Source organism: Sulfitobacter rhodophyticola, assembly GCF_041281685.2.
GTDB lineage: Bacteria > Pseudomonadota > Alphaproteobacteria > Rhodobacterales > Rhodobacteraceae > Sulfitobacter.
Window position 1 is genome coordinate 3522944 of record NZ_CP166251.2, and the last position, 21375, is coordinate 3544318.

Genomic DNA, 21375 nt, shown 5'->3' on the forward strand with positions numbered 1-21375 from the left:
CCGTACCATCTTGTTTTCCCTACCCAACCCTGTAATTTGGGCTTTCACGGGTGATCTGCACGTCATGCACATGGCTTTCTTTGAGGCCGGCCCCGGTGATCTTCACGAAATGGCAGTTCTGCCGCATCTCCGGCACCGTCGCGCAGCCTGTATAGCCCATCGCGGCGCGCAAACCGCCCACCAACTGATGCACCACCGCGTTGGCGGACCCCTTGTAAGGCACCTGCCCCTCGATCCCTTCGGGCACCAGTTTGTCGGACGCCGCGTCCTTCTGAAAATACCGGTCCGCCGATCCACGCGCCATCGCACCCAGCGACCCCATGCCGCGATAAGACTTGAAGCTACGCCCTTGATACAAAATCACTTCTCCGGGGCTTTCGTCAGTGCCCGCGATCATGCTGCCGACCATGGCGCAGGACGCGCCCGCCGCAATCGCCTTGGCAAAATCGCCCGAGAACTTGATGCCGCCATCGGCAATCACCGGCACATCGCCCGCCGCGGCCGCGCAATCCATGATCGCGGTCAACTGCGGCACGCCGACGCCCGCCACCATCCGCGTGGTACAGATGGACCCCGGCCCGATCCCCACCTTGACCGCATCCGCGCCCGCATCGATCAAGGCGCGCGTCGCCTCCCCGGTGGCGACATTGCCCGCCACCACCTGCACCTCGTTCGACAGCGCCTTGGCACGGGTTACCGCCAGGGCGACCCCTTCGGAATGACCATGAGCGGTGTCGATGACGATCATGTCGACGCCCGCATCCACCAGCGCCTGGGACCGCTCAAACCCCGCATCGCCCACAGTGGTCGCCGCTGCCACCCGCAGGCGGCCCAGGCTGTCCTTGCAGGCGGTCGGGTTCAGCACCGATTGTTCGCTGTCTTTCAACGTCAGGAGCCCAGTCAGGACGCCCTTACCGTCCGTCACCAGCAACTTCTCGATGCGGCGGGCCTTCATCAGGCTCAATGCCTCGTCCCGGTCGGCAGGTTCGTGCAGGATGGCAAGATTATCGTTCGTCATCATGACCTTGACAGGCGTCGTGTCATCAGACGCAAAGCGCATGTCACGGTTCGTGACGATCCCCACAACCCGGCCCCTTTCATCCACGACAGGAAAACCGGACACGTTATACCGCTCTTGCAGCGCCTTGGCGTCGGCAAGCGTCTGATCGGGGGTCAGGGTGATCGGGTTGTAGACGATCCCGCTTTCGAACCGCTTGACCCGGCGGATTTCGCGTGCCTGTTCCTCCACGGTCAGGTTGCGGTGCACCACGCCCATGCCGCCCGCTTGCGCCATGGCAATGGCCATCCGCCCTTCCGTCACCGTGTCCATCGCGGAACTGAGCAGCGGAATGTTCAGCGCAATCGCGCGGGTCACATGGGTGCGGGTGTCTGCCGTCGACGGCAGCACCGAAGAAGCCCCCGGCACAAGCAGTACATCATCAAAGGTAAGGGCCTCACGAATCTCCATCACACATCCTCGCTGCATGGGGTCATTTGGCACGCATCCTTCTCACGGACCGGACCGGATGGAAAGGGGCAGACGGGCCAATGGGTCGCATTTGCCGCGCCCCATCCCCCACACTGTCCCGCGGCTTGCCGCGACAGGACCGGGAAGTGACGCAGCCGGGCTTTCCAATGCGCCCCCACCCGCTATGTTGCGGCAACACTTGCACAAAGGCAGACCGAGATGAGCGACGACCCCCTTGTGATTTTTACCCCGTCCGGCAAGCGCGGCCATTTCGCCAAGGGCACGCCCATTCTGACGGCGGCGCGGCAGCTGGGGGTGGATCTCGATTCCGTCTGTGGCGGGCGGGGCATCTGCTCCAAGTGCCAGATCACGCCAAGCTACGGGGAGTTCCCCAAGCACAAGGTGACCGTGCGCGACGACGCCCTGTCAGAGTGGAACGCGGTCGAACAACGCTATGATGACAAGCGTGGCCTGCCCAAGGGGCGGCGTCTGGGCTGTCAGGCAACCGTGCAGGGCAACGTGGTCATCGACGTGCCGCCCGAAAGCCAGGTGCACAAGCAGGTCGTGCGCAAACGGGTGGAGGCGCGCGATATCATCCTCAACCCCTCCACCAAGCTGTTCTACGTTGAGGTGGCCGAGCCGGACATGCACGACCCCTCCGGCGATCTGGAGCGGCTGCGCGACGCGCTGCGCGACCAATGGCAATTGGAAAATGTCGCCGCCGACCTGCATATCCTGCAGGTGATGCAGCCGATCCTGCGCAAGGGCGCGTGGAAGGTGACAGTCGCCGTGCATCTGGGGGACAATGAAAACGCGCCGCGCATCATGCACATCTGGCCCGGCTATCATGATGGCACGGTCTACGGCGTTGCGGTGGACCTTGGTTCCACCACCATTGCCGCACACCTGTGTGATCTGGCCAGCGGTGAAGTCGTCGCCTCCTCCGGCGTGATGAACCCGCAGATCCGCTTTGGCGAGGATCTGATGAGCCGCGTCAGCTACGCGATGATGAACGCCACCGGGGCGGATGAAATGACCCGCGCGGTGCGCGATGGCATGAACGGCCTTTTCGCGCAAATCGCCGCCGAGGCCGAATTGGACCCCAAGCTGATCGTGGACGCGGTCTTTGTCTGCAACCCGGTGATGCACCATCTCTTTCTGGGCATCGACCCTTTCGAGTTGGGGCAAGCCCCCTTCGCGCTGGCCACTTCCAACGCCCTGCGTCTGCGCGCCGATGATCTGGACCTGAACATCCACCCTTCCGCCCGCGTCTACATGCTGCCCTGCATCGCCGGGCACGTGGGTGCCGATGCCGCCGCCGTGGCGCTCAGCGAAGCGCCGGAGAAATCAGACGATCTGGTACTGGTCGTCGATGTCGGCACCAACGCCGAAATCCTGCTGGGCAACCGTGAAAAGGTGCTGGCCTGTTCATCCCCCACCGGTCCCGCCTTTGAAGGCGCGCAGATCTCTTCCGGCCAGCGTGCCGCCCCCGGCGCGATTGAACGGGTGAAGATTGACCCACAGACCAAGCTGCCGCGCTTCAAGGTGATCGGCTGCGATCTGTGGTCCAATGATGATCGGTTTGCCGCCGCCATCGCCAGCACCGGTGTCACCGGCATCTGCGGCTCCGGCATCATCGAGATGGTGGCCGAAATGCGCATGAACGGCATTGTGGACGCCGCCGGGCTGATCGGCTCCCCGGATCAGACGGGGTCTTCCGCCGTGTTCCCCGATGGCAGAACGCATAGCTATCTGGTCCATGACGGCACCGCCGACGGCGGCCCGAAGATCACCGTCACCAACCGCGACATCCGGGAAATCCAGATGGCCAAGGCCGCGCTTTATTCCGGTGCGCGGTTACTGATGGACAAGTTCGGTGTCGACAAGGTGGACCGCATCGTGCTGGCCGGGGCCTTTGGCGCGCATATCTCTACCAAACATGCCATGGTGCTGGGAATGATCCCCGATGCGCCGCTCGACAAGGTTTCTTCCGCCGGGAACGCGGCAGGCACCGGTGCGCGCATCGCCCTTCTGAACCGCGAGGCCCGGGCCGAGATCGAAGCGACCGTGCGCGCCATCCACAAGGTCGAAACCGCGATCGAGCCGCGTTTTCAGGAACATTTCGTCAACGCCTCCGCCATCCCCAACGCGGTCGAACCCTTTCCGATCCTGCGCAATCTGGTTAACCTGCCCGATCAGACCTTCAACACCGGTGACGGTGAAGGGTCGGCGCGCGGCGGACGCCGCAGGCGCAGGGGATAGCCATGCAAAACGAAGAACAGCGCGAATTCTGGAGCGACAAGGTCGGCGACATCTGGGTGAACCGGCGCGCGGCGATGGACATCAAGCTCGCTCCCGTGCTGGAGGCTCTGCTGGAGCGTGCCGCAATCCGTGAGGGCGAACAGATCCTCGACATCGGCTGCGGGGCTGGCACCAGCAGTTTTGAAGCGGCGCAGCGCACCGGGCCGAAAGGCCATGTCATTGGTGCCGACATCTCTGAGACGCTGCTGGCCGACGCGCGCGCCCGCGCCACGGGCTATCCGAACGTCCGGTTTGACAACTGCGACGCACAAACACATGATTTTGCGCCTGAAAGTGTCGATCTGATCATGTCCCGCTTTGGCGTGATGTTCTTCGCCGATCCCCCGGCGGCCTTTGTAAACATGGCCCGCGCGCTGAAGCCCGGAGGCCGCATGGTCTTTGCCACATGGGGGTCGATCGGCGAAAACCCGTTCTTCACCATGCCCGCCGCTGTCAGCAAGACCGTCCTTGGCCCGCGCGACCGCACCGACCCGGACGCCCCCGGCCCCTTCGCACTGCGCGACATCGACCGGGTCAAGGGCATCCTGAATGGTGCGCCACTGGCCGAAATCAAGGCCGAAGAGGTGCCCGTCACCCTTACCCCGCCCGGCACCGCCGAAGACGTGGCAGCGCTCATGTGCCAGATCGGCCCGGCGCACAGCGCGCTGAACCATTTCGACGCCGACGAAGCACAGCGCCGTGCACTGATGGAAGCCTTGATCGACGCGCTGGACCCCTACGTCACGGCGGGTGGTGTCTGCATCCCCGGCCTGATCAACATGTTTTCCGCGCGCAAGGGCTGACCCTCCCCTTGACGGCACGCGCGCACCCGATTACCTCCGACACACTGGTGCGCGGGTATGGTGAAAAGGTATCACGGCAGCTTCCCAAGCTTTAGTTACGGGTTCGATTCCCGTTACCCGCTCCAGCTTCCTTCAACGCATCCAGACCGTCCTGCGGCGCATGTGCCAGCGCATGCTTGGTGCGTTCCAGCAGGTCCAGAAAGCGCCGTGCAGCCTGCATCCGGGCATTAACCTCCTCGATCTTGCGGTCCAGAAACGCTTGCGCGTCAAAATCCTCTGCGGTCTGGGCGGCAAGCTGTCCCATGATCAGGGTGATATCGGCAATGCTCAGCCCGGCCGCCTGCGCGTCCTTGATCACCTCAAGCGTCAGCACGGCATCCTCGGGGTAGATGCGGTATCCGTTCCCGGCGGCGGCATCCACGTCCGAATGGATCAATCCGTGCCGTTCATAGAACCGGATCGTGTCGCGGCTCACCTCTGCCTTCTTTGCCAATTCACCAATCCGCATCATGCCTCCAAAACCATTGACAATGGTCCATGGTCTGTAGCACAGTGGGAGCCATCCTTCAACCTTAAGCAAGGAGAAACCGATGGCACATACCTGCCAAAGCTGCGGCATGCCGCTGAACAAAGACCCCCAAGGTGGCGGATATGAAGCGGACGGTGCCAAAAGCACCCTCTACTGCTCCATCTGCTACGATCAGGGCACCTTTCGCCATCCCGACGCCACGGTGCAGGAATTCCAGCAACACTGCGTCGAGGCGCTGATGCGATCGGGCATGCCCAAGATCATGGCGTGGCTTTTCACCCGCGGCATCCCCCGTCTGAGCCGCTGGAAAAACGCCTGAAGCGGCGGGGCGGCACCCTACCCCATCAGCACGTCGCCGAAACTGTCGCGCAGGTTGCGTTTCAGCACCTTGCCGGTCGCGTTGCGCGGCAATTCATCGGTGAACACAACCCGGTCCGGCACCTGCCACTTGGCGATCTTGCCGTCGAAAATCGCAAGGATCTCCGCTTCGTCCGGGTCTTCTCCTGCGGCTTTCACCGCGACCAGCACGGGGCGTTCATCCCACTTGGCATGTCGCGCCCCGATCACCGCTGCGTCCGCAAGCTTGGGATGCGCGATGGCGATGTTTTCCAACTCCACCGAACTGATCCATTCGCCGCCCGACTTGATGATATCCTTGGACCGGTCGCGGATGGTGACATAGCCGTCCTGGTCCATCGTGGCGACATCGCCGGTATCGAACCAGCCGTTCGTCAATGTCTGTTCGCGGGTCGAATGGAAATAACTGTCCAGTATCCAATGCCCACGGGTGACCAGCGCGCCCTGCGCCTCCCCGTCATGCGGCAGCGGATTGCCGTCGTCATCAAGGATTTCCAACTCCACTCCGAACACCGGCCGCCCCTGGTTTTCCCGCAACGCGTGCTGTGCGCCGACAGTCAGATCACCGTGTTTGGCCAGCGGCTGGTTCACCGTGCCGATGGGCGACATTTCCGTCATGCCCCAGGCGTGGATCGTGTCGACACCGTATTCCTCTCGGAAGGCTGTGATCATCGACGGCGGACAGGCCGAACCGCCCACAACCGTTCGGTTGAGGCTGGCAAGTGTGCTGCCGCTCTTTCGCGCCTCGCCCAGCAGGCCCAGCCAGATCGTCGGCACGCCCATCGACACCGTCACCTTGTAGGTGTCGATCAGCCCGACCAGCGATGGCCCGTCAAGGCCCGGTCCCGGCAGGACCAACTGCGACCCGCTCATCGCGCAGGCATAGGGCGCGCCCCAGGCGTTTACGTGGAACATCGGCACCACCGGCAGCACCACATCGCGCGCCGCAAAGGCCACGCTGTCGGCAAGGTTCACCGCAAAGGCATGCAGAACGGTGGACCGATGGGAGTACAGAACACCCTTGGGATTGCCGGTTGTTCCCGAAGTATAGCAAAGGCTTGACGCGGTTTGTTCATCCATGTCCGGCCAGTCGTAACCGTCATCCCCCGAGGAGACCAGATCGTCATAGAACACCAGACCCGGCAGCGCTTTGGCGGCTTCGGCATCGGCCCCTTCCATCAGCACCAGATGTTCCAGATGCTCCAGCTTGTCGCGGATGGCGGCGACCAGCGGCACAAAAGTCCTGTCGATGAACAGCACCTTGTCCTCGGCATGGTTGAGGATATAGACCAGTTGCTCGGGAAACAGCCGTGGGTTGATCGTGTGGCAGACGAAACCGCCCCCCGATGTGCCGAAATAAACCTCCAGATGCCGCCGGTTGTTCCAGGCAATCGTGCCACAACGCGCCTGCGGCTCCAGCCCCAATTTGCTCAGCGCTGAAGCCAGCTTGCGGGAATTGCGCGCCACCTGTCCCCATGTGCTTTGTTCCACCCCGCCGCCGGTGTTGACCGAGGTAACGGCACAATCGCGATGGTACCGTTCAGCGTGGGTGATCAGGCTTGAGATCAGCAGGGGTTGCGTCATCATCTGGCCGTGCATGGGTGGCGTCCTCCTCGGGTGCATCGGCGCGCACAGTGGCGCGGTCTGCGCTGTCTTGCAAGCATCCGCTGGCCCGCGTACCCCTAGGTCATGAATTTGATCTATCACACCCCGCTTGATGCCACGGCCCAGTTGGCGCACGGCCTGTCCGAACCACAGCCCCTTGCCATGGCCGACCGGGTGCGGTTCTCCGAAATCGACGCCCTGCATCACGTCAATAACGTCGCCTACATGAGCTGGTTCGAGCGGATGCGCATCCGCTACATGCAGGAGTGGGGCATTTCGGGGTATAACAGTGCGAAGGACCCCCGCATCGTGATCCGGTCGGGCACCATTCATTACCGTCAGGAAATGGTGCTGGACGAGGATTACATCGCCACCTGCGGATGCACGGCGTGGCGTAACAGTTCGTTTTCATTGAAACAACAGGTCTGGTCCGGGGGTACGCTTCGGACCACGTTCGACTGTGTGATCGTGCTGTTGCAGCCGGATGGCAGTGGTAAATACCCCATCCCGGACCCGGTCAAATCGCGTTTCGCCGCCGTGGATGGCGCACAGGAGGAAAGCTGATGTCAGTCACCGTTCGCCCGCTTGCGGCTCAGGATCGCGCCCGTTGGGATGTACTCTACAAGGGCTATGCCGACTTTTACGGCGTCCCGCAAACCCCTGAAATGCGGGACAAAGTCTTTGGCTGGCTGATGGACCCCGACCATACCAGCGCAGGTCTTGTGGCAGTGGATGAAACAGGCACCCTGATCGGCCTGACCCACTACCGCCCCTTCGCCAGCCCCCTGCGCGCCATCGACAATTGCTTTCTCGATGATCTGTTTGTCGATCCCGCGCAGCGCGGATCAGGTGCCGCAGAAGCCCTGATCGAAGGGGTGGCGGAGGTCGCGCGCCAGCGCGGCTGGGGCGTCGTGCGCTGGATCACGGCGGACGACAACTATCGGGGCCGTGGTGTGTATGACAAAGTCGCCAAGCGCACGATGTGGGTGACCTATGACCTCAATCCCGATGGGTGATCAGATAGCGCGCCAGCGCCGCCGTTGACGGATCGCGGGTCTCCGGGTCCTCCGCGCCCTCGATGACAGGTTGCAGCGACGTGGCCAATTCCTTGCCCAGTTCCACCCCCCACTGGTCATAGGAATTGATGCCCAGCACAACCCCCTCCACGAACACCCGGTGTTCGTAAAGGGCCACGATCTGACCTAGCATGAAGGGATCAAGCCGTTCATAAACCAGCGTGGTGGACGGCCGATTACCGGCAAAGACACGGTGGCGCGCCTGCCGGTCCTTTTCCAGCCCTGTCAAACCCTTGTCGGCCATCATGCGCGTGGCAACCGCCAGCGGTCGGCCCCGCATCAACGCTTCGGACTGCGCCAGGCAATTGGCCATCAACAGGTGGTGGTGATGCACAAGCTCGGGCTCGTGCCCATTGGCCGCGACCATGAATTCGCAGGGGATCACGCGGGTGCCCTGATGGATCAACTGGTAAAACGCATGCTGGCCATTGGTGCCGGCCGCGCCCCAGACCACGGGGCCGGAATGCATCGGCAAAGCCGCGCCATCCATCTGCACCGACTTGCCGTTCGATTCCATCTCCAGCTGTTGCAGATACGCGGGCAGCAGCGACAGGCGTTGGTCATAGGGTAACGCGGCGCGGGTGGCATACCCGCAGACCTGATTATGCCACAACCCCACCAGCGCCAGCATGATCGGCATGTTCTGCAAGGGTGTTGCGACGCGGAAATGCTGATCCATCGCCTGCGCGCCCCGCAGAAACGCATCAAACCCCTTGGGCCCGATCGCAATCATCAGCGACAGGCCAATCGGCCCCCAGACGGAATAGCGCCCCCCGACCCAGTCTTCGAAACCGAACACCTGATCCGGCGCGATGCCAAAAGCGGCGGTTTTCTCATCCGAGGTGCTGAGGGCTGCGAACTGAACCGCAGGGTTGCCGCCATGGTCCATCATCCACGCTTTGGCGGTGCGCGCATTGGTCATGGTTTCAATCGTGGTGAAGGTCTTGGAGGCCACGATGACCAGCGTGGTCTTCGCATCCAGTCCGCGCAGCGTATCGGCGATATGCGCCCCATCCACGTTGGACACGAAATGGCAGCGCGGCCCGTCGTGGTAAGGGGCAAGTGCGGCGACCGCCATCGCGGGGCCAAGGTCGGACCCGCCAATGCCGATGTTCACGACATCGGTGATGTCCCCCGCCCGCACCTTTTCGGCAAAAAGGCGCATACGTGCCAGCGTATCCAGCACCCCCGGCATGACATCCTGCCCATCCACCGTTACCGGCCCGCCATCAAGGTTGCGCAGCGCGGTATGCAGCACCGCGCGGCCTTCGGTGTCGTTGATCTTTTCACCGGCAAACATCGCATCACGCTTGGCCGCAACGCCCGTCGCATCGGCCAACGCCAGCAGGTCGGCGCGCGTGTCGCGGTCAATGTTGGTCTTGGCATAATCCAGCCGCATGTGCTGTGTCTGGACCGCGAAATCATCGGCGCGGTCCGCGTCTTCGAAAAGCGCCAGAATCGGCCGCTCCCCGATGGCGGCGTGACGGCTTTTCAGGGCTTCCCAGATATCCATCAGGCGGCCCAATGCACGGTCAGGTCGTTCAGAACGCTGGCAACCGGTGCCTTGTCCGGCGGCAAATGCAAGGCCCGGTCAAGGGCCGTGCGCTTGGCATCTCCGTAAATCAGCAGATGTTTTGCCATCGCGCCCCGCAACGCATGTGCAGGCAGGGTAACGCGGGCGGTCTGCCCCTCCGGCTGCACGGCACAAAGCAGCGGCGCACCGGGCGCAAGCGCCGCCTGCAACCCTTCCGCACCGGGAAAAAGCGAGGCCGTGTGCATGTCGTCCCCCATCCCCAGCAACAACAGCGAAATCGGCATTTCACCCTTGAGACTGCCTGCCACCTCGGCCGCCCCGGCAGTGGCATCCAGACCCGCGCGATAATACGGCATGAAGGCCGCTGTGGCAGCCTTGTCCACCAGCAGCCGTTTCTTGATGAGCGCGGCATTTGATTGCGGATCGTCTTCGTCGACCCAGCGTTCATCGGTCAGCATCACATGCACCCGGTCCCAGTCCAGATCGGTGGCGCACATCATGTCGAAAATCGGCCCCGGCGACGTGCCCCCTGGCACGGCAAAGGAGGCAAAGGGATGCACCAGCAGGCATTTGCGCAATTCGCTGGCAAGCGTGTCTGCCAGTTGCATCGCCAGCAGCTCCCGATCAGGGTATTCTATCAGTTTCATGGGCTTACCTTTCGCCATTCACGTCCGTCCCGGCGCATCAACTCCGCGGAATCCGTCGGACCATCCGACCCGCTGTCATAAGGTTTGGGCACGTCATTGCGCGCTTCCCACCCCTGAATGATCGGATCGGTCCAGGCCCAGGCCGCCTCGACCTCGTCGCCGCGCATGAACAGGGTCTGGTTGCCCCGGATCACGTCCATGATCAGCCGCTCGTAGGCGTCGACGTGATCTGTATCATCCCCCAGCGCTTCGGCAAAACTCATGTCCAGCGGCACATCAATCAGCCGCATGCCGCCCGGGCCTGGTTCCTTGATCGTCACGCCCAGCGTGATCCCTTCGTTCGGTTGCAACCGAATTGACAGCACATTGCGGTGCCGCCCGGCTTCCTCGGAAAATATGGAATGGGGCGTTTCCTTGAACACCACAGTGATCTCGGAGGACCGCGCCGCCATGCGTTTGCCCGTGCGCAGATAGAACGGTGTGCCGGCCCACCGCCAGTTGCTGATGTGCGTCTTGAGGGCGACAAAGCTTTCCGTGCGGGTCTTGGCATCCCCCACGGCGGTGCGATAACCGGGCATCTCCGCTTCGTTGCAAGCCTCCGCCTGATATTGCCCGCGGCTGATGTGATGCGGAAGAACGGGATCCAGCGCCCTGATAACCTTCAGTTTTTCGTCGCGCACCGCATCGGGGTCAAAGCGCGCCGGCGGCTCCATCGCGATGAGGCACAGCAATTGCATCAGGTGGTTCTGGACCATGTCCCGCATCGCGCCGGACTTGTCATAATATTCGCCGCGCCCGCCGACGCCGACCGTTTCAGCGACGGTGATCTGGATATGGTCCACGTATTGCGCGTTCCACAGGGGCTCAAACAGCATATTGCCGAACCGCACCGCCATCAGGTTCTGTACCGTTTCCTTGCCCAGGTAATGATCGATGCGGTAGATCTGATGTTCGTCGAAATGTTCGGCCAGCGTCGCGTTCAGCGCGCAGGCCGTCGCCAGATCCCGGCCAAAGGGCTTTTCCACCACGATGCGGGCCTGCGCATCCGCCATGCCCCACTTGTGCAGGCGTTCCGCCAGATCCCCGAACAGCGACGGTGAGACGGAGAAATAATACGCCTCAACCCGGCCTTCGCCCGCCATCAGCTTTTGCAGTTCCGACCATCCGGCCTCTCCCTTCGCGTCGATGGTGACATATTCAAGCCGGGCCAGAAACGCATCAAGATCTGCGGCCTTGTAGCTGGTATCACTGTTGAATTCGCCAATCGCGTCCCGCACCATCCGGCGGTAATCCTCCGCGCTCATATCGGACCGCGCGGCCCCCACCACCCGGGCATCGGGCGGCATTTGCCCTGCACAGAACCGCCGGAACAACCCCGGCAGGATCTTGCGCCGTGCCAGATCGCCGGTGCCCCCGAAGATCACCAGATCGAAGGGCGCCACTGGAATGACGCGTGACACCATATTGGGCATCTGCTGTTTGAGTTTGGCCATGTTCTGCTCCAACTGGCATGCAACTGTTAGCGCTACCATACTCAATTTTTCCCGCTTCACAAGGTCGTGCACCCTGCGGTCCATGGGCTTTCCATGGCGCGTGAAATATCTTAGCTGAGGGAACAATATCAGACGCGTTGAGACAAGGACCAATCATGAAAGACATGGCATCGGGGAATGCAGGCAAATTTCAGGACCCCGCCCTGACTGCCAAGGGAGAACCACGCGCAAAGGTGGCCCTGACCAATCCGCAAACGCTTTGGTTCAACACCGGAACGCTGTGCAACATCGAATGTGTGAACTGCTATATCGAATCGAGCCCGACCAACGATGCCCTGGTTTTTATCTCTGCTGATGAGGTGCGCAGCTACCTTGATCAGATCGAAGCGCGCAACTGGCCGGTGACCGAAATCGCCTTCACCGGGGGGGAGCCTTTCATGAACCCCCAGATGATCGACATGACCGATGCCGCCCTTGAACGCGGGTATGAGGTACTGATCCTGACCAATGCCATGCGCCCGATGATGCGCAAGACCATGCAGGCGGGGCTATTGCGGTTGCAAGCGGCCTATCCCGGCAAGCTGACGCTGCGCGTGTCGGTCGATCACTATGATCCGGCGCTGCATGACGCGGAACGCGGTGCCGGGGCGTTTGAAAAAACCCTCAAAGGCATGAAATGGCTGCGCGACAACGGCTTTCGGATGGCCGTTGCGGGGCGTTCGGTCTTTGGATCATCCGACGCCGAAAGCCGCGCGGGATACGCTGACTTCTATGCCGCACACAACTTTGACATCGACGCGCAAGATCCTGCAATGACAGTCCTTTTCCCGGAAATGGATGAAACCGTCGAAGTGCCGGAAATCACGACCGCGTGCTGGGGCATCCTGAACAAATCCCCCGACGCGGTGATGTGTTCGTCCTCCCGCATGGTGGTGAAACGCAAGGGCGCGGACAAACCCGCCGTGCTCGCCTGCACCCTGTTGCCCTACACGCCGGAATTCGAACTTGGCACCACCTTGCAGGAGGCGGAGCGTGACGTGGCGCTGAACCACCCCCATTGCGCCAAGTTCTGCGTTCTGGGCGGGGCGAGCTGTTCGGCCTAATCCGCGTCGAAGACGATGATATGCCCTTCGCGCGGGTCCGATTTGCCCGCCACGATGGCATCCCAAACCGCCGGTGCTGCGGCCAATCCATGATGCACTTTCACTTCCAGCCACTCTGACGCGGACGCGGCCATCCCGGTCCAGCTTTCGGCGATCTTGCGCTCGATCACGCCGGGCCCCCAGTCTTTTTGCCGCTTGGCGATCTGCGCGGGCGCAAAGAAGAATTCGGGCTTGGGCCCCTCAAGTGCGGCACCGGGGTTGAACTGGTCCCAGTGGCTGATCCCCACGGCGGCGGAGTGTTTCAACACATCCGCCAGACGCGCGTGCAGCGCCGCCTTGACCTGCGCGTTGCCCGCCATGTCCACATAGACCGACGGCACGTGCGCCAGCGTGTCGACCGCGTCATAGGTCAGCACCTGATCACAAGTGCCAAGGCTTTCGACAAACCCCTTGTTCGCGGCAGAGGTCAGGCCGACGATTGTCTTGGGCCGGGGCGTGCTTTCAGACAGGAATTTGCACAAACCCAGCCCGGTCTTGGATGAAGCGGACCCGATAATCACCTGTTCTGCGTCGAAAAACCCATTGTCCTGCAACCAGTCCGCCAATACATAGGACGTGGCGAGCAAGGGTTGAAACAGCGCGCGCAGATGGTCGCGGTGCGGATCGTCCCCGGTCACTCGTCCGTAGTGGTTGTAAAGTCCCGGCAATGCCGCCCGGTGCGCGGCGCGGTCCACCACGCCTTTTTCGCCCAAGGCCTGCGGTGTCATCACCAGTTCTTCGGCAAGCGGATAAAATCCATAAAGCCGCGCGCCAACCTCCAGCACCTCCGATCGGCTTTCCACAACCTCTGCCACGCCCCAGACCGGCACCAGCCCCTTGCCAGCGGCCTGCGTGGGAAAGAAGGACCAGTATTTCAGGTCAAATCCGGCCAGCGCATAGGTGATGTTGTTCGCCGTCAGCGCACAGCACTGCAACCGCAACCGCGCTTCGCCCTCGGCCAAGCTGGCGCTGTCTTCGGCGGTCAATTCCGTGTGCGCAATGGACTTCTGATCAACGTGTATCTGCTGCATGCTGGCTTCCCCCGGCCTCCTTCATACAAGGTGGCCGTGAAAAAAGCGAAACGCACGCGGAACGTAACGTCAGTGCAGCGTAAACTCGCCCACCTGGTTTTGCCATTCGCCGGGGCCGATCAGCTTGCGATGCGAAAAACGCACCGAATGCAGCGGCCCCTCGATCTTGTCCTGCCAGAAGGCGACGAATTCAAACAGTTTGGGATGATCCGGCGCGATATCGTAATCCTGCCAGATATAGCTGTTCAGAACGTGCGTATAATCGGGCATGTGATAGAAAAATTCCGCCGTGGTCAGCCCGTAACCTTTCAGCATCAACTCGGTCTCTGATGGTGCCATCTGTATCCTCTCTGACTACCCCTCCGTGTCATCATGCCACGTCTGTTTTAGTTTTCAATGAAAACAGCATGTTGGCACTCTGTCCGATGTGCTGCCAGTGCATCTGCGCCACAGGCATTGCACCTTATATGCGGCCTCTGCTATAAATTACCGCAAGATATAGAGCACCGCCGCCAACGATAAGAAGCTGAGCAGACACCTTGAGCGATACGCCAGAAACCCCTGAAAACGCAGACGAAATGCCGCCAGAGCGTCCCGTCTACGATGGTCCCTCCGTCAGCATCGAACATGAGATGCGCACATCGTACCTCGATTACGCGATGAGCGTGATCGTCAGCCGCGCGATCCCCGATCTGCGCGACGGGCTGAAACCGGTGCACCGGCGCATCATCTATTCGATGTACGAAAAAGGCATCACCCACGACAAACCATATCGCAAGTCGGCGAAGTCCGTCGGCGACGTCATGGGTTCCTACCACCCGCATGGCGATTCTGCGATTTATGATGCACTCGTCCGGATGGCGCAGGATTTCTCCATGTCGCTGCCGCTGATCGACGGTCAAGGCAACTTCGGCTCCATGGACGGGGATTCCGCCGCCGCGATGCGCTATACGGAATCGCGTCTGGCCAAGGTCGCGTCGTTCATGACCAGCGATCTGGACAAGGACACCGTTGATTTCATTGACAACTATGACGGCAAGGAAAAGGAGCCTTCGGTCCTCCCTGCCCGTTTCCCGAACATGCTGGTCAATGGCGCGGGCGGCATCGCGGTTGGTATGGCGACGAACATTCCACCCCATAATCTTGGCGAAGTGATCGACGCCACGCTTGCGCTGATCGAAGAGCCGGACCTGACGTCCGAGCAGTTGATCGACTATATCCCCGGTCCTGATTTCCCCACGGGTGGTATCATGCTGGGCCGGTCTGGCGCGCGCAAAGCATACCTTGAAGGGCGCGGTTCGGTCATTGTCCGGGCCAAGACACGGGTTGAAGAAATTCGCAAAGACCGTTGGGCGATCATCATCGATGAAATCCCCTATCAGGTGAACAAATCCACAATGATCGAAAAAATCGCGGAGCAGGTGCGCGAGAAAAAGATCGACGGCATCTCCCATGTGCAGGACGAATCCGACCGCAACGGCGTGCGTGTCGTGATCGAGTTGAAACGCGATGCGACGGCGGAGGTGGTGATGAACCAGCTTTACCGTTTTACGCCGATGCAGACCTATTTCGGCTGTAACATGCTGGCGCTGAACGGCGGCCGCCCCGAAACCCTGACGCTGCGTCGCTTCCTGACCTCTTTCGTGGATTTCCGCGAAGAAGTTGTTGCCCGCCGCACCGCGTTCCTGCTGCGCAAGGCCCGCGAGCGCAGTCATATCCTGTGCGGTCTGGCCGTCGCTGTCACCAACATCGACGAAGTGGTCCAGACCATCCGGTCTTCCGCGGACGCCACTGAAGCCCGCGAACGGCTGATGACCCGCCGCTGGCCCGCCGCGGACATCCTGCCCTACATCGCGCTGATCGACGATCCGACCCATACGGCGAATGACGACGGCACCTACAATCTGTCAGAGGCACAGGCCCGCGCAATTCTTGAGTTGCGCCTGCAACGCCTGACCCAGATCGGCGTCAAGGAAGTCACGGACGAACTGGAAGAACTGGCCGCCAAGATCAAGGAATACCTCGAAATCCTCGGCTCTCGCGAGCGGATCATGGGCATCATCTCGGACGAGTTGAACGAGGTCCGCGAATTGTTCGCCGTCCCCCGTCGCACCGAAATCGTCGACTGGTCCGGCGATATGGAAGACGAAGACCTGATCGCGCGCGAGGACATGGTGGTGACCGTCACCTCCGGCGGCTACATCAAACGCACCCCCCTGGCTGATTTCCGCAGCCAGCGGCGCGGTGGCAAGGGTCTGTCCGGTGGCGCGCTGAAAGAAGATGACGTTGTGACCACGCTTTTCGTGGCCAACACCCACACGCAACTGCTGTTCTTCACCACCGATGGCATGGTCTACAAACTCAAGACATGGCGCCTGCCGCAGGGCGGTCGCACGTCCAAGGGCAAGGCCATCGTCAACATCTTGCCCATCCCCACCGGCGTTTCCATCGCGGCGATCATGCCCGTGGATCGGGACGAGGATGAATGGGACGACCTGCAGGTGGTCTTTGCCACCTCCGCAGGCACCGTGCGGCGCAACAAGCTGTCTGATTTCACCAATGTGAAGTCCAACGGCAAGATCGCGATGAAGTTCGAGGATGAGCACGAAAACACCACGCTGATCGACGCGCGCATCGCCTCCAACGATGATGACGTGATGCTGGTCACAAATTCCGGCCGGGCCATTCGCTTCCGCGCAACGGACGTCAGGGTCTTCAATTCCCGCAGTTCCGTGGGTGTCCGTGGCATCCGGCTCAGCGGTGATCACAGGGTCGTTTCCATGTCAATCATCCGCCATTTCAATGCCGACAGCGACGAACGTGCCGCCTATCTGAAGATGCGCCGCGCAATGGCGGGTCTGGCCGACGATGCGGAAGGGGACGAGGAAGAAGGCAACGCCGATATGCCGCTGGCGCAAGAACGCTATGCCGAGATGTCCGCGGCCGAAAACCTGATCCTGACCATCACCGCCCAAGGCGCGGGCAAACTCAGTTCCTCCCACGACTATCCCCTGCGGGGACGTGGTGGCATGGGGGTCGCGGCCATGGACAAGGCCATGCGCGGCGGCAATATCGTGGCTTCCTTCCCGGTGGAACTGGATGATCAGATCATGCTTGCCACGTCCAAGGGCCAATCGATCCGGGTGCCGGTCGATGGGATCTCCTTCCGGTCGCGCAGCGCGGGCGGTGTGCGCGTGTTCAACACCGCTAAGGGCGAAGAAGTGGTCAGCGTGGCATGGATCGCCGATCAGGGGGATGAAGATGTCACGGACGCGCCCGCTGACGGGAATGGCAGCGACGAAACATAGGGTCAGCCAGGCGGGTTACAGCGGCGCGGCCTGAACCAATCGGATCAAACTGAAAAAGCCCCCTACCGGAAACGGTAGGGGGCTTTCGCAATACCTCGATCGGGTCCCGAGGGAGACCCGATAAAACTTTAGCTGCCGGAGCCTGTTGTCGTGGGGGAACCACCGCCGCCAGAGGCCGCCGCAGCAACTGCAGCAACACCAACGCCGACTGTGACGGCTGTACCGACAGTGATGCCTGCGCCTGCACCAAACAGGCCGCCGCCGACGGTTGTTGTCGTTGTGGTGGTCGCGGTGGTCGCAGCAGCAGCAGTTGTTTGTGCCGATGCAACACCAGCGCTCAGCGCCAGCACGGAAGCTGCGAGAAGAATACGTTTCATAATGGATACTCCGGGTTGAAGTCTGGGTTCTCGGGGACAGAACCATAACGCTTCTGAACTATCAACATCAAATGAGTGAAGGTTTCGTTACCGGCTGCATTTTGCCACCTGATGCGTGTGATTTAGGTGACCTTTTGGTGCCACCCGCCTCAAAGGTCATAAAGATCGCTGAATTTCGCCTGCAAATAGCCCAGAAGCGGCTTTTCCGACGGGGCCTGCCCCGCAGCGCGCGCAATCACGTCGCGCGGTTCGTAAAGCCCGCCGTGGGTTTGCAAATTCGCGCGCAACCACCCTGTCGCGGCAGTGGTATCCCCCGCCGCCAACTGCCCGTCCAGATCCGGCAGGGCTGCGCGCATACCCTCGTTCAGGCACCCGGCATAGACGTTGCCCAGCGAATAGGTCGGGAAATACCCCAGCAAACCCACCGACCAATGCACGTCCTGCAACACGCCGTTTGATGCCTTGTCGACGGCAAACCCGAAATCCGCCTCGAACCGGTCGTTCCACGCCGCTTCCAGATCGGCCACCTGCAGATCGTGGGCCACCAAGGCGCGTTCCAGATCAAAGCGCAGCAGCACATGCAGGTTGTACTGAAGCTCATCCGCCTCAGTCCGGATATGGCCGTCCGACACCCGGTTCACGATCCGGTAAAACGTCTCCGCATCCGCCACGCCGAAGTCGCCAAAGGCGTCTTTCATCTGACCGAACAACCAACCGGTGAAGGCCCGGCTGCGCCCGATCTGGTTCTCGTAAATCCGGCTCTGGCTTTCGTGCACGCCCATCGACACGCCCTGCCCCAATGGGCTAAGCAGATAGGCCGGGTCGATCCCCTGCTCATAGGCCGCATGTCCGACCTCGTGAATGGTCGAATAAAAGCAGTTGAACGGGTCGGTTTCCGAGGTCCGCGTGGTGATCCGCACATCCAGCCCGGACCCGGAGGAGAACGGATGCACCGCCTTGTCCACCCGCCCCATGCTCATGTCATATCCGAAAGTCCGCGCCAGTTGGCGGGTCAGCTTCATCTGGCTGGCCTCGTCAAACGTCCCTTCCAGCCTTGGCGGCGCTTCCGCCTCCCGCACGGCCGCGCGCAACGCCGCCAGTTCCGGACGCAGCGCGCCGAACATCGCTTCCAGTTCCGCCCCCGTGGTGCCCGGTTCGTAATCGGCCAGCATCGCATCATAGACGTCCATGTCACTGCCCGCCGCCAGCGCCTGTCCCTCTTCCCGCTTCAGCGCAATCACCTCCGTCAGGGTCGGCACGAAGGCTGCAAAATCATCCGCGGCCCGCGCGTCGGCCCAGATCCCCTGCGCCTCCGATGTCACCTTCGCAATCCGCGCGGCCAGCGGTCCGGGCACCTTGCTGGCCCGGTCGAAACTGCGCCGGATGTGACGCAGGTTCGCCTGCCCCACCGCATCCAACGCGCCGTCCTCGATTGCGGCCAGCCAATCGCCGACACGCGGGTCCATCCGGCGGCTGTGCAGCACCGATTCCATCGCCGCCATCTCCTCCCCGCGTTGGGGGGCGGCACCGCGCGGCATCACCGTCTCCTGATCCCAACCCAGACGGCCCGCCACCTGCGCCAGCGCCTGTGTCTCCCGGGTGTAGGTCATCAGATCATCGTAAGCGGTCATGCGCGGGTTCCTCTCAGGGATGTGGCAATGGGGTATTGGCTCAGGAAACGCGCGCGCAGGATCAGGACCCACAGGACGACGGCCAGCGCCTGATGCACCAGCGCGATGTGCACGGGCGCGGCGTAAAGCACGGTGACCACCCCGACCACGATCTGCAAAGCCAGCGCCGCCATCACCGCATTGAAGGCAAACCGCGTGCCTGCATGCGCCGACTTGCGCCCCCGCAGCCAGACCACGACACCGAAGATAGCCAACAGGTACCCCGTCACCCGGTGCACGAACTGCACCAATCCGGGGTTTTCAAAGAAGTTGCGCCAGACCGGTTCGATGCTGAAGGCATCGGGCGGAAACACCTGCCCCTGCATCAGCGGCCAGTCGACGAAATAGCGCCCCGCATCAATCCCCGCGACCAGCGCGCCGATCAGGATCTGCAGAAACGAAAGGTGCAGCAGCCCCGTCGCCAGCCCGTATTGCCGCGCTTCCTTCGCCCGGCGCGCCTGCATCAGATCGCGCTCAGGCCGGCCCAGCAACATCGCGTACCACGCAATGACCCCAAGGATCACGAAAGCCAGCCCCAGATGCGTCGCCAGACGGTAGCTTGCCACATCCAGCATGCCCTCGCCCGTGGTGACGCCAGAGGCGACCATCCACCAGCCAATCGCCCCCTGCGCGCCCCCCAGCGCGCCCAGCAACAGCAACCGTGGCGTCCAGCCTGCCGGAATCTGCCGCCGCAACAGGAACCACATGAAGCCCACGAACCAGACAAGGCCAATCACCCGGCCCAACTGTCGGTGGCCCCATTCCCACCAGTAGATCACCTTGAATTCCGCCAGGCTCATGCCCGCGTTCTGGATCTGGTATTCGTCGATCTGGCGGTACTTCTCGAACTCGGACGCCCAATCATCGGCGTTCAGCGGCGGGATCGCCCCCGTCACAGGCCGCCATTCGGTAATCGACAACCCGCTGTCGGTCAGCCGGGTCATGCCCCCCACGGCGATCATGATGAACACCAGCGCAAAAAGCATCATCAGCCAGACCCGGATGGCCCCCCGCGCACCGCCGCGCCCACGATCGATCACACCGGTCTGGGCTGCGGGCCGCACGGCGTCCGCGCTGCTGACGTCTTCAAAAAGCTTTCGGGTTTTGTCTGCCATAAGTGCCTCTTGCTCTTGTCTCAGAGGTAGGCCAGCACGCCGCAAAGGTCCAGATGCTCAAAGCGTCGCAGCCTCACTCCCTGTCTTTCCACCGCACCATCTGCCGCATCATCCCGTGCAACATCTGCACGTCCGCCCGTGTCATCGGCATCCGTGACCACATGTTGCGCAGGTTCAGCTTCATCGACGCGGCCTTGTGCGCGGGGAAAAAGAACCCCGCCTCCTGCATCCGGTCCTCGTAATGCTGCGCCAGATGCTCCACTTCCGCGCCGGACGCCCAATCGGTGCCCGCCATCGCCATGCGCTCCGCCGTGATCTCGGCGCGCACCCGCTGCCACTCATATCCCACCAGCAACACGCATTGCGCAAGGTTCAGGGAGGCAAAGACCGGGTTCACCGGCACCGAGATGATCGCATTGGCCCGCGCAATATCCTCGTTCTCCAGTCCGGCCCGTTCGGGTCCAAACAGCACCGACACCCTTTGCCCCGCCGCAATCCGCGCCGCGGCCTCGACCATCGCCGCCTGCGGATCGAACACCGGCTTGGTCAGGTCCCGCTCCCGCGCGGTGGTGGCAAAGACGAAATCAGCATCGCCCAAAGCCTCCGGCAAATCCGCCGCCAGCCGCGCCTCATCCAGCAACCGCCCCGCGCCAGACGCCATCGCCACGGCGGACGGATTGGGCCAGCCATCCCTTGGCGCCACCAGCACCATCCGGTCAAGCGCGAAATTCCACATCGCCCGCGCCGCCGCGCCGATGTTTTCGCCCATCTGCGGCCGCACCAGCACAAAGGCCGGCTGCTCCGGTAAAGACACCACATCACTCATGCCCGCCTCATACGCGCGGCACCGATGACGTACAAGCATCCCCGCCCCTTCCAAATGGTTAAAAAACCCCCCCGGAGGGTTAAAATTTCCCTT

19 protein-coding genes and 1 tRNA gene are annotated in these 21375 nt (G+C 62.1%); 8 read left to right on the plus strand and 12 right to left on the minus strand.

The window, feature by feature from the left end:
* Positions 1-19 precede the first annotated feature (19 nt).
* Entirely contained in the window at positions 20-1468 is a 1449-nt protein-coding gene (guaB, locus tag AB4X18_RS18350; protein ID WP_432816882.1) for an IMP dehydrogenase, read from the minus strand.
* A gap of 219 nt (positions 1469-1687) precedes the next feature.
* Between guaB and AB4X18_RS18355 the strand changes: the two genes are divergently transcribed.
* The 3 genes from AB4X18_RS18355 to AB4X18_RS18365 all read left to right on the plus strand — a co-directional run bounded on the left by AB4X18_RS18355 (position 1688) and on the right by AB4X18_RS18365 (position 4697).
* Entirely contained in the window at positions 1688-3730 is a 2043-nt protein-coding gene (locus AB4X18_RS18355) for an ASKHA domain-containing protein (protein ID WP_370401443.1), read from the plus strand.
* 2 nt (positions 3731-3732) lie between these two features.
* Positions 3733-4572, plus strand: a complete 840-nt coding sequence (locus AB4X18_RS18360) for a class I SAM-dependent methyltransferase (protein WP_370401444.1) — start codon at positions 3733-3735, stop codon at positions 4570-4572.
* A 51-nt stretch (positions 4573-4623) separates the two neighbouring features.
* Positions 4624-4697 (plus strand) — tRNA-Gly (locus AB4X18_RS18365).
* Here the strand turns inward: AB4X18_RS18365 and AB4X18_RS18370 are convergent.
* Complete coding sequence (locus tag AB4X18_RS18370; protein WP_370401445.1) at positions 4664-5083, minus strand: MerR family transcriptional regulator; 420 nt, start codon at positions 5081-5083, stop codon at positions 4664-4666. The two genes, AB4X18_RS18365 and AB4X18_RS18370, sit on opposite strands and share 34 nt — an antisense overlap.
* Positions 5084-5162: 79 nt before the next feature.
* On the opposite strand from AB4X18_RS18370, the gene AB4X18_RS18375 reads away from it, so the two are divergent.
* The gene (locus AB4X18_RS18375; protein ID WP_370401446.1) at positions 5163-5420 is read left to right on the plus strand and encodes a zinc ribbon domain-containing protein; all 258 of its coding nucleotides are present in this window, start codon (positions 5163-5165) and stop codon (positions 5418-5420) included.
* 17 nt (positions 5421-5437) lie between these two features.
* Here the strand turns inward: AB4X18_RS18375 and AB4X18_RS18380 are convergent, their stop codons facing one another.
* Positions 5438-7057, minus strand: coding sequence for a long-chain fatty acid--CoA ligase (locus AB4X18_RS18380; RefSeq protein WP_370401447.1), 1620 nt, complete (start codon positions 7055-7057; stop codon positions 5438-5440).
* 90 nt (positions 7058-7147) lie between these two features.
* On the opposite strand from AB4X18_RS18380, the gene AB4X18_RS18385 reads away from it, so the two are divergent.
* The gene (locus AB4X18_RS18385) at positions 7148-7627 is read left to right on the plus strand and encodes an acyl-CoA thioesterase (RefSeq protein WP_370401448.1); all 480 of its coding nucleotides are present in this window, start codon (positions 7148-7150) and stop codon (positions 7625-7627) included.
* Positions 7627-8079, plus strand: a complete 453-nt coding sequence (locus tag AB4X18_RS18390) for a GNAT family N-acetyltransferase (protein WP_370401449.1) — start codon at positions 7627-7629, stop codon at positions 8077-8079. Before AB4X18_RS18385 ends, AB4X18_RS18390 begins: the two co-directional genes overlap by 1 nt.
* On the opposite strand, the gene pgi is transcribed toward AB4X18_RS18390, so the two are convergent.
* The 3 genes from pgi to zwf are packed head-to-tail and all read right to left on the minus strand — an operon-like array spanning position 8063 to position 11783.
* Complete coding sequence (gene pgi, locus AB4X18_RS18395) at positions 8063-9652, minus strand: glucose-6-phosphate isomerase (RefSeq protein ID WP_432816883.1); 1590 nt, start codon at positions 9650-9652, stop codon at positions 8063-8065. The genes AB4X18_RS18390 and pgi overlap by 17 nt on opposite strands.
* On the minus strand, positions 9652-10320 hold the full coding sequence (gene pgl / locus AB4X18_RS18400) for a 6-phosphogluconolactonase (protein ID WP_370401451.1): 669 nt from the start codon (positions 10318-10320) through the stop codon (positions 9652-9654). Before pgl ends, pgi begins: the two co-directional genes overlap by 1 nt.
* Positions 10317-11783, minus strand: a complete 1467-nt coding sequence (zwf, locus tag AB4X18_RS18405; RefSeq protein WP_432817436.1) for a glucose-6-phosphate dehydrogenase — start codon at positions 11781-11783, stop codon at positions 10317-10319. Before zwf ends, pgl begins: the two co-directional genes overlap by 4 nt.
* Before the next feature lie 185 nt (positions 11784-11968).
* Between zwf and AB4X18_RS18410 the strand changes: the two genes are divergently transcribed.
* Positions 11969-12916, plus strand: a complete 948-nt coding sequence (locus AB4X18_RS18410; protein WP_432816884.1) for a radical SAM protein — start codon at positions 11969-11971, stop codon at positions 12914-12916.
* Here the strand turns inward: AB4X18_RS18410 and AB4X18_RS18415 are convergent.
* Both AB4X18_RS18415 and AB4X18_RS18420 read right to left on the minus strand, forming a co-directional pair.
* Entirely contained in the window at positions 12913-13986 is a 1074-nt protein-coding gene (locus tag AB4X18_RS18415) for a DUF2855 family protein (RefSeq protein ID WP_370401452.1), read from the minus strand. The two genes, AB4X18_RS18410 and AB4X18_RS18415, sit on opposite strands and share 4 nt — an antisense overlap.
* 69 nt (positions 13987-14055) lie before the next feature.
* On the minus strand, positions 14056-14325 hold the full coding sequence (locus AB4X18_RS18420; RefSeq protein WP_370401453.1) for an usg protein: 270 nt from the start codon (positions 14323-14325) through the stop codon (positions 14056-14058).
* 239 nt (positions 14326-14564) lie between these two features.
* Between AB4X18_RS18420 and gyrA the strand changes: the two genes are divergently transcribed.
* Positions 14565-17294, plus strand: a complete 2730-nt coding sequence (gyrA, locus tag AB4X18_RS18425; RefSeq protein WP_432817437.1) for a DNA gyrase subunit A — start codon at positions 14565-14567, stop codon at positions 17292-17294.
* Positions 17295-17422: 128 nt separating this feature from the next.
* Here gyrA and AB4X18_RS18430 read toward each other — a convergent pair whose 3' ends face one another.
* The 4 genes from AB4X18_RS18430 to AB4X18_RS18445 all read right to left on the minus strand — a co-directional run bounded on the left by AB4X18_RS18430 (position 17423) and on the right by AB4X18_RS18445 (position 21282).
* The gene (locus AB4X18_RS18430) at positions 17423-17671 is read right to left on the minus strand and encodes a hypothetical protein (RefSeq protein WP_370401454.1); all 249 of its coding nucleotides are present in this window, start codon (positions 17669-17671) and stop codon (positions 17423-17425) included.
* Between the two features lie 149 nt (positions 17672-17820).
* Complete coding sequence (locus AB4X18_RS18435; RefSeq protein WP_370401455.1) at positions 17821-19302, minus strand: carboxypeptidase M32; 1482 nt, start codon at positions 19300-19302, stop codon at positions 17821-17823.
* Entirely contained in the window at positions 19299-20456 is a 1158-nt protein-coding gene (gene ctaA / locus AB4X18_RS18440) for a heme A synthase (protein WP_432816885.1), read from the minus strand. The genes AB4X18_RS18435 and ctaA overlap by 4 nt, the downstream gene beginning before the upstream one ends.
* A gap of 73 nt (positions 20457-20529) precedes the next feature.
* The gene (locus AB4X18_RS18445) at positions 20530-21282 is read right to left on the minus strand and encodes an RNA methyltransferase (protein ID WP_432816886.1); all 753 of its coding nucleotides are present in this window, start codon (positions 21280-21282) and stop codon (positions 20530-20532) included.
* Between the last annotated feature and the right edge of the window lie 93 nt (positions 21283-21375).

What these genes read in the sequence shown, in the direction of transcription:
- AB4X18_RS18420 (WP_370401453.1), bottom strand. Translation starts at nt 14,325, where the DNA reads ATGGCACCATCAGAGACCGAGTTGATGCTGAAAGGTTACGGGCTGACC.
- pgl (WP_370401451.1), bottom strand. Translation starts at nt 10,320, where the DNA reads ATGAAACTGATAGAATACCCTGATCGGGAGCTGCTGGCGATGCAACTG.
- ctaA (WP_432816885.1), bottom strand. Translation starts at nt 20,456, where the DNA reads ATGGCAGACAAAACCCGAAAGCTTTTTGAAGACGTCAGCAGCGCGGAC.
- AB4X18_RS18380 (WP_370401447.1), bottom strand. Translation starts at nt 7,057, where the DNA reads ATGCACGGCCAGATGATGACGCAACCCCTGCTGATCTCAAGCCTGATC.
- AB4X18_RS18430 (WP_370401454.1), bottom strand. Translation starts at nt 17,671, where the DNA reads ATGAAACGTATTCTTCTCGCAGCTTCCGTGCTGGCGCTGAGCGCTGGT.
- AB4X18_RS18360 (WP_370401444.1), top strand. Translation starts at nt 3,733, where the DNA reads ATGCAAAACGAAGAACAGCGCGAATTCTGGAGCGACAAGGTCGGCGAC.
- gyrA (WP_432817437.1), top strand. Translation starts at nt 14,565, where the DNA reads ATGCCGCCAGAGCGTCCCGTCTACGATGGTCCCTCCGTCAGCATCGAA.
- AB4X18_RS18385 (WP_370401448.1), top strand. Translation starts at nt 7,148, where the DNA reads ATGAATTTGATCTATCACACCCCGCTTGATGCCACGGCCCAGTTGGCG.
- guaB (WP_432816882.1), bottom strand. Translation starts at nt 1,468, where the DNA reads ATGGAGATTCGTGAGGCCCTTACCTTTGATGATGTACTGCTTGTGCCG.
- pgi (WP_432816883.1), bottom strand. Translation starts at nt 9,652, where the DNA reads ATGGATATCTGGGAAGCCCTGAAAAGCCGTCACGCCGCCATCGGGGAG.
- AB4X18_RS18415 (WP_370401452.1), bottom strand. Translation starts at nt 13,986, where the DNA reads ATGCAGCAGATACACGTTGATCAGAAGTCCATTGCGCACACGGAATTG.
- zwf (WP_432817436.1), bottom strand. Translation starts at nt 11,783, where the DNA reads ATGGTGTCACGCGTCATTCCAGTGGCGCCCTTCGATCTGGTGATCTTC.
- AB4X18_RS18370 (WP_370401445.1), bottom strand. Translation starts at nt 5,083, where the DNA reads ATGATGCGGATTGGTGAATTGGCAAAGAAGGCAGAGGTGAGCCGCGAC.
- AB4X18_RS18355 (WP_370401443.1), top strand. Translation starts at nt 1,688, where the DNA reads ATGAGCGACGACCCCCTTGTGATTTTTACCCCGTCCGGCAAGCGCGGC.
- AB4X18_RS18435 (WP_370401455.1), bottom strand. Translation starts at nt 19,302, where the DNA reads ATGACCGCTTACGATGATCTGATGACCTACACCCGGGAGACACAGGCG.
- AB4X18_RS18390 (WP_370401449.1), top strand. Translation starts at nt 7,627, where the DNA reads ATGTCAGTCACCGTTCGCCCGCTTGCGGCTCAGGATCGCGCCCGTTGG.
- AB4X18_RS18410 (WP_432816884.1), top strand. Translation starts at nt 11,969, where the DNA reads ATGAAAGACATGGCATCGGGGAATGCAGGCAAATTTCAGGACCCCGCC.
- AB4X18_RS18445 (WP_432816886.1), bottom strand. Translation starts at nt 21,282, where the DNA reads ATGAGTGATGTGGTGTCTTTACCGGAGCAGCCGGCCTTTGTGCTGGTG.
- AB4X18_RS18375 (WP_370401446.1), top strand. Translation starts at nt 5,163, where the DNA reads ATGGCACATACCTGCCAAAGCTGCGGCATGCCGCTGAACAAAGACCCC.